Annotated in this window: 8 protein-coding genes; 7 read left to right on the top strand and 1 reads right to left on the bottom strand. The window is 64.8% G+C overall.

Going from position 1 to position 13,358, the window contains the following annotated elements; translation table 11 throughout:
* Positions 1-129: 129 nt before the first annotated feature.
* Positions 130-3,648, bottom strand: coding sequence for a DNA polymerase III subunit alpha (gene dnaE / locus AC13C2_RS14825; RefSeq protein WP_482887289.1), 3,519 nt, complete (start codon positions 3,646-3,648; stop codon positions 130-132).
* A gap of 308 nt (positions 3,649-3,956) precedes the next feature.
* Between dnaE and xdhA the strand changes: the two genes are divergently transcribed.
* The 7 genes from xdhA (at position 3,957) to AC13C2_RS14790 (ending at position 13,305) form a co-directional block, all read left to right on the top strand.
* Positions 3,957-5,318, top strand: coding sequence for a xanthine dehydrogenase small subunit (xdhA, locus tag AC13C2_RS14820; protein ID WP_482887288.1), 1,362 nt, complete (start codon positions 3,957-3,959; stop codon positions 5,316-5,318).
* Positions 5,315-7,630 (top strand): xanthine dehydrogenase molybdopterin binding subunit, encoded by a 2,316-nt coding sequence (gene xdhB / locus AC13C2_RS14815; protein WP_482887287.1) that lies wholly within the window; start codon positions 5,315-5,317, stop codon positions 7,628-7,630. The genes xdhA and xdhB overlap by 4 nt, the downstream gene beginning before the upstream one ends.
* Positions 7,627-8,469, top strand: a complete 843-nt coding sequence (xdhC, locus tag AC13C2_RS14810; RefSeq protein WP_482887286.1) for a xanthine dehydrogenase accessory protein XdhC — start codon at positions 7,627-7,629, stop codon at positions 8,467-8,469. The genes xdhB and xdhC overlap by 4 nt, the downstream gene beginning before the upstream one ends.
* A complete protein-coding gene (locus AC13C2_RS14805; RefSeq protein ID WP_092759864.1) occupies positions 8,466-9,980 on the top strand; it encodes an ABC transporter ATP-binding protein in 1,515 nt (504 codons plus the stop codon). Before xdhC ends, AC13C2_RS14805 begins: the two co-directional genes overlap by 4 nt.
* Positions 9,981-10,046: 66 nt before the next feature.
* Positions 10,047-11,129, top strand: coding sequence for an ABC transporter permease (locus AC13C2_RS14800; protein ID WP_092761171.1), 1,083 nt, complete (start codon positions 10,047-10,049; stop codon positions 11,127-11,129).
* A 124-nt stretch (positions 11,130-11,253) separates the two neighbouring features.
* The gene (locus AC13C2_RS14795) at positions 11,254-12,183 is read left to right on the top strand and encodes an ABC transporter permease (protein WP_092759866.1); all 930 of its coding nucleotides are present in this window, start codon (positions 11,254-11,256) and stop codon (positions 12,181-12,183) included.
* A 30-nt stretch (positions 12,184-12,213) separates the two neighbouring features.
* Positions 12,214-13,305: a BMP family ABC transporter substrate-binding protein gene (locus AC13C2_RS14790; protein WP_092759868.1), complete on the top strand. Its 1,092-nt coding sequence runs from the start codon at positions 12,214-12,216 to the stop codon at positions 13,303-13,305.
* Positions 13,306-13,358 lie beyond the last annotated feature (53 nt).

Here is a 13,358-nt window from a genome sequence, read left to right as displayed (position 1 = left end):
AGTTCGGGGACCAGGGTCAGGCCCTCAGATGCGCCGGATGCAGGGATCCGATCAACACAAACCGGGTTAATACGTTAAGAAAACCCTAACGGATCAATGGGATGAAGGAGAATCCCCAGCGGGCATCCCTCAGACGTCCTCGACCAGAGCGACACCGGGCAGCGATCTCAGCGCGCCCTTAACCTGAGGATTGACCGGGTACAGGTCGGGCAGGCGCAACTCCACTTCGCCGGGCAGGTCGTCGCCCAGCAGGCACAGGTGCATCGGGCCGCGTCCACGTGCGCCGGACTCGCCCGTCAACCGCGCGAGCAGGCCCTGCAGGGGACCGACCGCGCCCGCATCGTCGAGGAAGATGCGCAAACCGACCTGCGGCGCGGCATCCACGGCGTCGTCCATCGGCACGACGGACCGGGCCAGCAGTTTGAGCTGATCCGCTTCCTGTGTCGCCTCGACGTGCAGGATGACGCGGGACCCGGCCTCCAGGTATTCGCGCGACGCATCCAGCGTGTCGGAGAACACCATCACCTCATAGGCGCCGGTCGGATCGCTGGCCTGCACGAAGGCGAAGCGGTTGCCGCGCGCCGATTTGCGTTCCTGCCGCGACGACACGATGCCCGCGATCTTGGCTGCCATCGGGCCATTGCGCGTCTGCGCCTGCACATCGGCCAGCGTCAGGACCTTCTGACGCTTCAGCGCGACCATGTAGTCGTCCAGCGGATGGCCGGACAGATAGAAACCGATGGCCTTGAACTCTTCGCCCAGCCGCTCGGCCGGCAGCCAGTCGTCGCGGAACGGCAGACGGGGTTCGGGCAGGTCATCGCCCGCCTCGCCGAACAGGCTGACCTGATTGCTGGCGCGCTGATCGTGGATCGCGGCGGAATAGCCGACCAGCGCGTCCAGCGCGTCAAGGACGCGGGCGCGGTTGCCGTCGATCTGGTCGAAGGCCCCAGCGCGGGCGAGCATTTCCAGGGGTCGCTTGCCGACACGCTTGAGGTCCACACGGCGCGCGAAGTCGTAGAGGGTGGCGAACGGCTTGCCGTCGCGCCCGGCGATCACCAAACCCATCGCTTCGACGCCCACGTTCTTGAGCGCGCCCAGACCGTAGACCAGTGCACCATCGGCAACCGTGAACCGGGCGGCGGAGCGGTTGACGCAGGGCGGCACGATCTCCAGCCCCAGTCCGCCGCGATCCTGCGACTTGCGAACCTCCTCGGCATAGACGGCCAGCTTGTCGGTCAGATGGATGTCGCTGTTCATGATCCCGGCCATGAACTCGACCGGGTGGTTCGCCTTGAGCCATGCCGTCTGATAGCTGACGACGGCATAGGCGGCGGCGTGCGACTTGTTGAAACCGTAGTTGGCGAACTTGTCGAGCAGGTTCCAGACTTCCATCGCCTTGGCCTTGTCGACACCGTTCTTCGCGGCCCCTTCCAGGAAAAGCGGTCGCTGGGCGTCCATCTCGGCCTGGATCTTCTTGCCCATCGCGCGGCGCAGAAGGTCAGCCCCGCCAAGCGAGTATCCCGCCATTTCCTGCGCGATCTGCATCACCTGTTCCTGATAGACGATGATGCCCTGCGTCTCGTCCAGAATGTGGTCGATCGACGGGTGCAGCGCGTCACGCTTGGACAGACCGTTCTTGACCTCGCAATATTTCGGAATGTTCTCCATCGGGCCGGGACGGTAGAGCGCCACCAGCGCAACGATATCCTCGATGCAGGTCGGTTTCATGCGCCGCAGCGCATCCATCATTCCGGTCGATTCCACCTGGAAGACGGCGACCGCGCGGGCGGCGGAGTACAATTCGTAGCTGGCCTTGTCGTCCAGCGGGATCGCATTGATGTCGTTCACTGTCCCAGGTGCCGGTTCATACAATTGACGGCCGTCGGCGGCAAAGTGAATGTCCCGTCCCTGTTCGCGGATCAGGCGCACCGCATCGGCGACCTGCGTCAGCGTTTTCAGGCCCAGGAAGTCGAACTTCACCAGACCGGCCTTTTCGACCCATTTCATGTTGAACTGCGTCGCCGGCATATCCGACCGCGGGTCTTTATAAAGTGGCACCAGCGCGTCAAGCGGACGGTCCCCGATCACCACACCTGCGGCATGGGTCGAGGCATTTCGCAGCAACCCCTCCAGTTTCTCGGCATAATCCAGCAGGCGCTTGACGGGGTTCGTGCGACCGTCGCGTCGATCCTGCTCGCTCTCGCGCGCGGCTTCGCGCAGGCGCGGCTCGTCGGCGAGCGCCTTGGTGATGCTGACCGGCTTTACCCCCTCGACCGGGATCATCTTCGACAGCTGGTCGCATTGAAAATACGACATGCCCAACACACGGCCTACATCGCGCACCGCGGCCTTGGACAGAAGCGCGCCGAATGTGATGATCTGGCCCACGCGGTCACGGCCGTACTTGCCCTGAACGTAGGTGATGACCTCTTCCCGGCGGTCCATGCAGAAGTCGATGTCGAAGTCCGGCATCGACACCCGTTCGGGGTTCAGAAACCGCTCGAACAGCAGACCGTAGCGCAGCGGATCAAGGTCAGTGATCGTCAGCGCATAGGCCACCAGCGACCCGGCACCCGACCCGCGCCCCGGCCCGACCGGGATGTCCTGATCCTTGGCCCATTTGATGAAATCCGCGACGATCAGGAAGTAGCCCGGAAAGCCCATCCCTTCGATCACGCCCAGCTCGTAGTCGAGCCGTTTCTCGTACTCCTCGACCGATGCCGCATGCGGGATGACGGCAAGCCGCGCCTTCAGCCCCTCCTGCGATTGGCGACGCAGTTCGGCCACCTCGTCATCCGCGAACTTCGGCAGGATCGGGTCGCGGCCATATGCCTTGAAGGCGCAGCGCCGCGCGATCTCCAAGGTGTTTTCCAGCGCCTCGGGCAGATCGGCGAACAATACTTCCATCTCGCCCTGCGTGGCGAAATGGTGGCGCGGGGTGACCTGTCGGCGTGGAGCCTGCTGATCGACATAGGCCCCCTCGGCGATGCACAGGAAGGCGTCGTGGGCTTCGTGCATTTTCGGATCGGGAAAATAGACATCGTTGGTCGCCACCAGCGGCAACCCACGGGCATAAGCCTGTTCGACGTGAAACCGCTCGGTCGGCTCAGGGCTTCGATGGCGCTGCAATTCGACATACAGCCGGTCGGCGAAGATGCCGTGCAACCGTCCCAGCACCGCTTCGGCCTTGGGCTCCTGGCCGTCCGCGACCAATCGCCCGACGGCACCGTCCGGTCCGCCGGTCAGACAAATCAGTCCCTCGGCATATTCCGCCAATTCCTCCATCGTTACCTGCGGCGCCATCTCCGGACGGTTCAGATACAGGCAGGAGTTCAGCTTCATGAGGTTTTCGTACCCGACCTCGGTCTGCGCCAACAGGACAACGGGTGCGGGCTTGCGCGGTTTTTCCCCCGGCGCGGCAGGGTCGTGCATGACGTCGATCTGGCAACCCATGATCGGCTGGATGCCACGTGCCGCCAGACTGCTGGCCGCTTCCAGCGCGGCGAACATGTTGTTGGTATCGGTCACCGCAACGGCCGGCATCTGCGCGCGCGCCACCAGATCGGGCAGGCCCTTCAGTCGGATCGCGCCTTCCAGCAGCGAATATTCGGTGTGCAGGCGCAGGTGGATGAATCGGGGACTGCTCATGCACGGCATTTAGCAATGCCGCGCACGCGCCGAAAGGTCCGTCCGCCGCCCAGCGCCGGATAAACGGCATTGACCGCCATCATTGACCGCCGTCAGCGTGTCCCGACAGAGGCCGTCCCCCCAGGTATTTGGTCACGTCGTGGAATCGTATCGGTCAGCGCCATGGTCTCGGTGACACCGGGCGAAGGGCTTCGGGGCATGGACCCCTTGCAAAACGTGGCCGGGGCGGGTTTTCTGTAACGGCACCCTCTACGCCGCATCGAGGGGCAGCGAGCTGAGCCAATTGGTATCGCGGCGAAAGACCCTGCATGGACATCCCTTTCCGCTTGAATGGCGAGGACGTCACCGCCGCGACCTCCGACCCGACCGCGACCCTGCTGGACTGGCTGCGCGAGACGCGGGGCCTGACCGGCACCAAGGAGGGCTGCAACGAGGGCGATTGCGGGGCATGTTCTGTGATCGTGACCGGGGCGGATGGCACGCCCAGGGCCCTGAACGCCTGCATCCTGTTTCTGCCGCAACTGGTCGGCAAGACCGTTCGCACCGTCGAAGGGCTGGCCGCCCCGGATGGCACGCTGCACCCGGTTCAGCAGGCGATGGTCGATCATCACGGGTCGCAATGCGGGTTTTGCACGCCGGGTTTTGTCACGACGATGGCGGCGGCCCATACGGTGGGGGCGACCGATCATACCGACCAGATTGCCGGAAACCTGTGCCGTTGCACCGGCTACGCCCCGATCCTGCGCGCGGCGCGCGCCGTCGTGACCGCACCTGTGCCGCAACACATGCGCGAAGCCCCCGCCCCCGGTTCCCGAATATCCAACTCGGGTCATCATCATCCGCGGGACGCCGACGATCTGGCGCAATGGTATCTCGATAACCCCGACGCCACTCTGGTTGCGGGCGCGACGGACGTCGGCCTGTGGGTCACCAAGCAGTTTCGCCCCCTCGGCAGGCTGGCCTTCCTTGCCGGGTGCGACGACCTGCGCGGCGTCACCGTGACCGACGGTGCAATCGAAATCGGCGCGATGACGGACATGGAAACCCTGAGACACGCCATCGCGCCGCACCATCCGTCCTTTGCCGAACTTCTGCGCCGGTATGGCAGTGTGCAGGTCCGCAATGCGGCGACGATCGGCGGGAACATCGCCAACGGCTCGCCCATCGGCGACAGCCCTCCGCCGCTGATCGCGCTGGGCGCGACCCTGCATCTGCGGCGCGGGGGCGCCCGGCGATCGATGCCGCTGGAGGAGTTCTTTATCGACTACGGCAAGCAGGACCGGCAGCCCGGCGAATTCGTCGAGCGTGTGACGATCCCGCGTCAGCCCGACACGCTGACCTGTCACAAGCTGTCCAAACGCTTCGATCAGGACATTTCCGCCGTCTGCGCGGCTTTCAATATGGGCGTCGAAAATGGCGTCATGACCAACCCCCGTGTGGCATTCGGCGGCATGGCCGGCATACCGAAACGCGCAGCCCGGACCGAAGCGGCGCTGCAAGGTCAGCCCCTGACCCAGGCAACGCTGGCGGAGGCGGCCAAAATCCTTGCGCAGGATTTCACACCGATGTCCGACATGCGCGCCAGCGCGACCTATCGTCTGGCAGCCGCGCAGGGGATGCTGCTGCGTCTGGCCCTGGACGCGCCCGACCTGCTGGCGGTGCAGCCATGAGCGTTGCCAAACCTCTGCCGCATGAAAGCGCGCGCCTGCATGTGACCGGCACTGCGCGCTACACCGACGATATTCCGGCCCCCTCCGGATGCCTGCATCTGGCCTTCGGCTTGTCCGAGGTCGCCTCCGCATCGCTCGATACCCTCGATCTGGACGCCGTCCGCGCCGCACCCGGCGTCGTCGCCGTAATGACGGCGGACGATCTGGATCCGATGCCCGATTGTTCCCCGTCGAACCGGGACGAGCCTCTGCTTTGCACCGGGACGATCCACTATGCCGGTCAACCGCTGTATCTGGTGATTGCCGATAGTCATCTGAACGCCCGTCGCGCAGCCCGGCTGCACAGTGCGGGGGTCACCGAACATAAGCCGATCCTGACCATCGAAGAGGCGCTTTCAGCAGAATCGTGGTTCGACGGCGGCCCCCGCATCTGGACCGACGGCGACGTCGACGCGGCGTTGGAAAGCGCCCCTCATCACCTGTCCGGGCAGATCGAGATGGGCGGTCAGGAGCATTTCTACCTGGAAGGCCACGCAGCACTTGCCCAACCATCCGAGGCCGGGGAGATGCATGTCTTCACCTCGACCCAGCACCCTACCGAAATCCAGCACAAGGTGGCGGATGCTCTGGGCGTCCCGATGCATGCCGTCCGGTCGGAAGTGCGACGCATGGGCGGCGGCTTCGGCGGTAAGGAAAGCCAGGGCAATGCTTTGGCAATCGCCTGTGCCGTTGCCGCGCGCCTGACCGGCAAGGCCTGCCGGATGCGCTATGACCGAGACGACGATTTCACTGTCACCGGAAAACGCCACGATTTCCGCGTGGCCTATGATGTGGGTCATGACGCCGAAGGTCGTGTGCTGGCCGTTCGGTTCCGACACTGGACACGCTGCGGTTGGTCGCAGGACCTGTCATTGCCGGTCGCCGACCGGGCGATGCTACACGCCGACAACGCCTATGACATCCCGGTCATGGCAATCGAAAGCTGGCGGCTGCGGACCAATACACAATCCGCCACCGCCTTTCGCGGTTTCGGTGGGCCGCAGGGCATGCTCGGGATCGAGCGGGTGATGGACCATGTTGCCCATGTCCTGGAACGCGATCCGTTGCAGGTGCGGCGATTGAATTTCTACGATGATGCAGGATGCGAAGTTGCTGCCTCCGGCGGGAATATTTCCGGAGCAAAGACGGGGCGGACGCACTACGGGCAGGCGGTCACTGACTTCTGTCTGGGTGCGATGACCGACCGGTTGGCCGCAAGCTGCGACTACGACGCGCGGCGGGCGCGGGTGGCGGACTGGAATGCGGTGAATCCGGTGCTGAAACGGGGGATCGCCCTGACGCCGGTGAAATTCGGGATTTCGTTCACCCTGACACATCTTAACCAGGCGGGCGCTCTGGTGCATGTCTATGCCGACGGGTCGATCCACCTGAACCACGGTGGCACCGAGATGGGGCAGGGTCTGCATTCGAAAGTCGCACAGGTCGCGGCGGACCGGTTCGGATGCGATCTGGCGCGGGTGAAGGTGACGGCAACGGATACCGCCAAGGTGCCGAATACGTCGGCGACGGCGGCGTCGTCGGGCGCGGATCTGAACGGTATGGCGGTCAAGGCGGCCTGCGATACGATCCGGGCACGCATCGCGGATTGGCTGGCCGCGGAACACCAGGCCGACGCCTCGTCGGTGGTCTTTGCCGATGATGCCGTGCAGGTCGGTGGTGCGACCTATTCCTTCGAGAAAGTCGCCGCGATGGCCTTTGCGGGTCGGGTTTCGCTGTCGTCCACGGGCTTCTACGCCACCCCGGAAATCAGTTGGGACCGGGAGGCGGGGCAGGGTCGCCCGTTCTTCTATTTCGCGTATGGCGCAGCCTGTTCGGAAGTCGTGATCGACACATTGACGGGCGAGAACCGCATCCTGCGTACCGATATCCTGCACGATGCAGGGGCGTCCCTGAATCCGGCGCTGGACATTGGTCAGATCGAAGGCGGTTTCGTGCAGGGTGCCGGGTGGCTGACCACGGAGGAGCTGGTCTGGGATGACGCAGGCCGTCTGCGGACGCACGCGCCGTCTACCTACAAAATCCCCTGCGCGTCTGACATTCCGGCCATCTTCAATGTCGCGCTTTGGGACGCTCCCAATCCGGAGGATACGATTTACAGATCCAAGGCCGTAGGCGAGCCGCCGTTGATGCACGGAAACAGCGTATTGATGGCGCTGTCGGATGCCGTTGCGGCTTGCGGTGCCACGTATCCCGCGCTGAACGCCCCCGCCACGGCAGAACGGGTGCTGGCCGCGGTGAGGGCCCTGAAATGAGCATCAATGTCCGCCGTCTGCGCGCCATGTTGGCCGCGCGGGGGACGCTGGTCCGTGTCGTGGTGGCTGATGTGCGGGGATCGGCACCGCGCGAGGCCGGGGCCGAGATGCTGGTCTGGGCAGACGGGTTTCACGGCACGATCGGCGGCGGTGCGCTGGAATGGCGGGCACTCCGGATTGCGCGCGAGGTTCTGCAGACCGGTGCAACGCGGGTCGAGCGAATACCGCTTGGTCCCGGGCTGGGTCAGTGCTGTGGCGGGGCCGTCACGTTGGTTTTCGAACGGCTGGACGCGGTGCCGCCGATACCCTGGCGTCGTGAAATCGCGGGGTTCGGGTTACTCGAAGAAGACGGCACCGGGTCGTCGGCCCCACTCTGGATCTGGGGCGCCGGGCATGTGGGGCGCGCACTGGTCGCAACGCTGGCACCGCTCCGCGATATTGTCTGGGTGGACGATGCGGCGGCGCGCTTCCCGGTAACTATGCCCGACGAGGTAGAGCGACTTGTGGCCGCCGACATGCCGCGGGCCATGGCCTTCGCGCCCGGTGACGTCGACCACCTTATCCTGACATATTCCCATGAAATCGACCTGGCGCTGTGTCACGGGGCGCTTAGCCGGGGTTTCCGAACCTGCGGGCTGATCGGATCGGCCACCAAGTGGGCGCGGTTCCGGTCGCGTCTGCTGGCGCTGGGGCATGAAAAACAGGCGATCGACCGCATCACCTGTCCGATCGGGAACCCCGCGCTGGGCAAGCATCCACAAGCCATTGCCGTTGGTGTCGCCGCCGCGCTACTCTCGCCAGAGTTGTCCGCAGAGACGACGGAAGGGACGCCCGCTTGACCACACTTCTGGAGCTTTCCGGTCTGACAAAGGCCTACCCCGGCGTGGTCGCCAATTCGGACGTCTCGTTTTCCATCGCGCGGGGCGGCGTGCATGCCCTGCTGGGCGAGAACGGTGCTGGTAAGTCGACGCTGGTCAAGACGATCTATGGCCTGGTCAAGCCCGACAGCGGTTCGATGCGTCTGAACGGCAAGCCGTATACCCCGTCCGAGCCGCGCGATGCGCGGGCGGCGGGCGTGGCGATGGTATTTCAGCACTTCAGCCTGTTCGAGGCCTTGTCAGTTGCTGAAAACGTCGCCTTGGGCATGGAAACCCCGCCGCCGATGCGCGACCTCAGCCGTCGTATCCGTGAGGTGTCGGAGGCTTATGGCCTGCCGCTCGACCCGACGCGCCGCGTTGGCGACCTATCGGCAGGAGAGCGGCAACGGGTCGAGATCGTGCGGTGCCTGTTGCAGGATCCCAGCCTGCTGATCATGGATGAGCCGACCAGTGTGCTGACTCCGCAGGAAGTGGGAATTCTGTTCGCGACGTTGCGCAAGCTGGCGCTGGAGGGGACGTCGATCCTGTATATATCGCACAAGCTTGAGGAAATCCGTGCACTGTGTGATGCGGCGACGATCCTGCGGGGCGGCAAGGTGGTGGGCGAAGCCAATCCACGCAAGGCATCGGCGGCGGAACTGGCGGAACAGATGGTGGGCACGAAACTGACGCCGCCAAAGGCCCGTGCCGGGGCCGTCGGCGAGATCATCTTGCAGGTGTCGCGTCTGTCGATGCCACCGGCGTCACAGTTCGGCACGCCGTTGAAGAACGTCTCGCTGGCCGTGCGGGCTGGCGAGGTTCTGGGTATCGGCGGGGTCGCCGGCAACGGTCAGGACGAGCTGCTGTCGGCCCTGTCCGGGGAACGTCGGACGTCGCGGGAAACGGTGCTTCTGGAGGGCACCGACGTGTCGCGCATGCCCCCATCCGCCCGGCGCGCGGCAGGTCTTCTGACCGCCCCGGAGGAGCGTTTGGGCCATGCGGCCGCACCGGATATGTCATTGACGGAAAACGCGGTTCTGACAGGTACTGCGCGCATGGGACTGTTGCGAAACGGTTTCCTCAGCTGGTCCCGCGCCCGCAGCTTCGCGAAGGATATCATCGCCCAATTCGACGTGCGCACACCCGGCCCGGGGGTGGCGGCGCGGAGCTTGTCGGGGGGGAACCTGCAGAAGTTCGTGATCGGGCGCGAGGTATTGCAGGGACCCCGTGTGCTGGTGGTCAATCAGCCGACCTGGGGGGTCGATGCAAGTGCCGCCGCGGCCATCCGGCAGGCACTTCTGGACCTTGCCGCCGAGGGGGCCGGAATCGTCGTCATCTCGCAGGATCTGGATGAATTGCTTGAGATTTCCGACAGGTTCGCGGCTCTCAACGGCGGGGCTCTGGGCGAGGCGGTGCCGACCTCCAGCCTGACGATGGAACAGATCGGACTGATGCTGGGCGGGGCGCACGACCTGGAGGAAGCGCATGTGTAACGGACGTGCATACCGCCGTGTATATACAGGTATTACGTCGGTATTACCCTTTTGCGGGGCGATGTCGTGATCCGGCTGGAACGTCGCCCGACCCCGTCCCGCGTCTGGGCCGCCGCCTCGCCCCTGGTGGCAGTGGCGCTGACGATGGTGGCGGGCGGATTGATGTTCGCGGCCCTGGGCAAGGACCCGTTCGAGGCGATCCGCACGATCTTCTGGGACCCGGTGTTCGGCGAGTTCGCCTGGTACTTCCGCGGCCAGCTTCTGGTCAAGGCCGCGCCGCTGATCCTGATCGCGGTCGGGCTGGCGATGGGATTCCGGGCGGGCATCTGGAACATCGGGGCCGAGGGGCAATACATCGTCGGCGCGATCTGCGGGGCTGCCGCCGGTCTGGCGTTCTATCCGTCCGAATCGTGGCTGATCTTTCCGCTGATGGTGATCGCGGGGGCCTTGGGCGGGTTCCTTTGGGCGATGATCCCGGCGCTGCTGAAACTGCGCTTCGGTACGAACGAGATTCTGGTGTCGCTGATGCTGGTCTATGTGGCCGAGAACCTGCTGGCCTCGGCTGCGGTGAACTGGCTCAGGAACCCGGACGCGGTGGGCTTTCCGGGCTCGCGCAATCTGGGCCGTTGGGAGGCGGCGTCGAACCCTGAACTGATCGCGGGCACCGGTGCGCATTGGGGTGTGGTCGCTGCCGTGATCGCGGTGATCTTCGCGCAGATCATGATGACGCGGCACCTGATGGGGTTCCAGATCCGGCTGGCCGGAGCGGCCCCGCGCGCGGCGCGCTTCGGTGGCGTCAACACCGCGCGGCTGGTGATATTCTGCCTTGGTCTTTCGGGGATGCTGGCGGGCCTGGCCGGGCTGTTCGAGGTGGCGGGGCCTGCGGGTCAGATCAGCATCGACTTTGCATCCGGCTATGGTTTTACGGCGATCATCGTGGCGTTTCTGGGCCGGTTGAACCCGCTGGGTATCGTCGCGGCGGGCCTGCTGATGGCGCTGACCTATGTGGGCGGCGAGGCGGCGGCGGCCAATCTGGGCCTGCCCGGCGCGGCGATCTCGGCATTTCAGGGGATGCTGCTCTTCTTCCTGCTGGCCGTGGACGTGCTGTCGAATTTCCGGGTGCGGGTTGGCCGGGGGGTGGTGGCGTGACGACTGCCGCACAAAGGGTCTGCTCGATGGGCACCATCGGGCAGCCCCCGACGGCCCCCACCCGTGGCCGGGGGCTGCCCTGTATTCTATACAGCGCGGTCAGTAGCCGATTGCCGAGGATATTATGGACCTGAGCAGTATCTCCCCCACCCTTCTCATCGCGTCCCTGATGGTTGCGGCCACCCCGATTCTGCTGGCCGCCCTCGGCGAAATGGTCGTCGAAAAAGCAGGTGTCCTGAACCTCGGGGTCGAGGGGATGATGATCATGGGTGCGATCAGCGGCTTCATCGCGGGCGTCGAGACCGGGTCGCCGTGGCTGGGCTTTTTCGTCGCGGCCATCGGCGGGGCGGCCATGGCGTTGCTGTTCGGGGTGCTGACGCAGGTGTTATTGTCCAATCAGGTGGCGACCGGACTGGCGCTGACACTGTTCGGGTTGGGGCTGTCGAGCCTGTTCGGACAGGGATACGTGGGCATCAAGGCGAACTCCTTGAAACGGCTCGACATGGGGTTTCTGTCCGATCTGCCGTTTTTCGGGCGTGTCGTCTTCGGTCATGATCCCATCGTCTATCTGAGCCTTCTTCTGGTTTTCGCCGTCTGGGCGTTCCTGAAATTCACCCGCGCCGGGCTGGTCCTGCGGGCGGTGGGCGAGTCGCACGATGCGGCGCATGCGCTGGGCTATCACGTGCGCCGGGTACGGATGATGGCGATTGCCTTTGGCGGGGCCTGCGCGGGCCTGGGCGGCGCGTATCTGTCGCTGGTCCGGGTTCCGCAATGGACCGAGGGGATGACGGCGGGCGCGGGATGGATCGCACTGGCCATCGTCGTTTTCGCGTCATGGCGGGCGGGCCGGGTTCTGATTGGCGCCTATCTTTTCGGCGGTATCGTCGTGTTGCAGCTTAACTTGCAGACGGCCGGGGCGAAGGTTCCGGTGGAGTTGCTGTCGGCGGCCCCATACCTTGTCACCATCATCGTCCTCGTGCTTATTTCCGGACGTGCCGGACGGGGCGGAGACACACCTGCCGATCTGGGCAAACCGTTCCACGCGTCCACCTGAGCGACGCGGGTCACCAAAGGGGAGACTACAATGAAATTGACTACACTTCTGGCGGGCGCGATGGCGCTTGGCCTGTCCACGCCAGTCCTTGCCGACGCCCATGACCCGGTGAAGGTCGGCTTCATCTATGTCGGGCCGATCGGCGACGGCGGCTGGACCTATCAGCACGATCAGGGTCGTCTGGCCGTGGAAGCGGAATACGGCGACAAGGTCGAGACCGTGTTCCAGGAATCCGTGCCCGAAGGGGCCGACGCCGAACGCGCGATCACGCAAATGGCGCTGGGCGGGGCGGACATCATCTTCACCACATCCTTTGGATACGGAGAAGCGACGAATGCTGTCGCGGCCAAGTTCCCGGATGTGAAATTCGAACACGCGACAGGTTTCATGCGCGAGTATCCGAACGTGTCGACCTATGATGCGCGCTTCTACGAAGGCCGTGCCGTCACCGGCACACTGGCGGGTTATCTGACCGAGACGAACAAGATCGGCTATATCGGGTCGTTTCCGATCCCCGAGGTGATCCAGGGCATCAACGCCAGTTATCTGCACGCCAAGAAGATCAACCCGGACGTCGAGATGGTCGTGACCTGGGCCTATACCTGGTTCGACCCCGCGAAAGAGGCCGATGCCGCGCGCGCAATGATCGATCAGGGCGTCGACGTGATTCTGCAGCATACCGATTCGACCGCGCCGCAGGCCGCCGCGCAGGAAGCCAACGAGAACGGGGGCCGGGTGTTCACCTTCGGTCAGGCGTCCGACATGGCACAGTTCAAACCGAGCCCGCGGGTCGCATCCATCATCGACGACTGGGCCCCCTACTACATCGAACGTGTGGGTGCCGTCATTGACGGCACATGGGAGCAGCAGGCATCCTGGGGCGGCATGCCCGAAGGCGAGGTCGTCATCGGTGAGATCACCGATGCGGTGCCCGCCGAGGCGAAGGCCGCCGCAGAAGAGATGATCGCGGCGATCACGGCGGGCGAATACCATCCGTTCACCGGCCCGATCAACAAACAGGACGGCACGCCCTGGCTGGCTGACGGCGAAGTGGCCGATGATGGCACGCTGGCGGGCATGGATTTCTACGTCGAGGGTATTTCGGGCGATATCCCGAACTGATTTTCGGGTCAGATAAGATTGAAGCGCCCGGCGGAGTGATCTGCCGGGCGTTT

It is taken from the genome of Jannaschia sp. L-14R, assembly GCF_056857695.1.
Note: the sequence above shows the minus strand (reverse complement) of the source record. Positions and strands in the feature narration are given on the sequence as shown.